Source organism: Paenibacillus apis, assembly GCF_018333295.1.
Classification (GTDB): Bacteria; Bacillota; Bacilli; order Paenibacillales; family Paenibacillaceae; genus Fontibacillus; species Fontibacillus antibioticophila.
In genome coordinates, this window is record NZ_BORS01000049.1 from 1 (window position 1) to 753 (window position 753).

The window sequence follows — 753 nt, forward strand, 5'->3', positions numbered from 1 at the left end:
CTAGTTATAATGAACGAAACCGACATCCTAATTGCTACTACGTAGGTTAATTGTGGAAATAATGAGAAGTAAGCTCAACCCATTGGACTTTCCACAATCAGAGCTATAAAACAAAAAGGAGTCGGTCTAAGAATGAGTATTACCACAAAGTATGTAGGTTTAGACGTGTCCAAATCCAAAATCGCGGTGGCCATTGCCGATGAGGGCCGAGGAGAAGCACGGTATTGGGGAACCATTACCCATACGAAAGAAGCGGTGGGCAAACTGATGCAACAGTTGAGTAAATCCGAAGACATCACCTTGGAGGTTTGTTATGAAGCCGGACCTACGGGATATGTGCTCTATCGCTGGCTGCTGGAAATGAATATTTCTTGTACCATCGTGGCCCCGTCCCTCATTCCCAAGCGTGCGGGAGATCGGGTCAAAACGGATAAACGAGATGCCCTTCGGCTCGCTCAGTTGTTTCGTGCAGGGGAACTGACGCCGGTTTACATTCCGACGCCGGCGGATGAAGCATTGCGGGATTTAGTTCGAGCTCGGGAAGATGCCAAAGAAGATCTGGCCCGGCAAAAGCAACGGTTAGGGAAGTTTCTGCTACGTAATCAACTAGCTTCCCCCAAGGGCTCCACCCCATGGACGCATGCGTATGAAGCGTGGTTGGACAGCTTAAAATTTGCAGATCACTGTCAGCAGGTCACGTTTCAAGAGTATCGCCAATCGATCTGGGAAACGAAAGAACGCATTTGCCGGTAC

The 753-nt window shown here is 48.9% G+C and carries 1 protein-coding gene; it reads left to right on the forward strand.

What is annotated here, in order from left to right; genetic code table 11:
- Window positions 1-132: 132 nt before the first annotated feature.
- Window positions 133-753, forward strand: a 621-nt coding sequence (locus tag KI362_RS25215) for an IS110 family transposase (RefSeq protein ID WP_301630986.1), incomplete at its 3' end; no start/stop codon positions are given.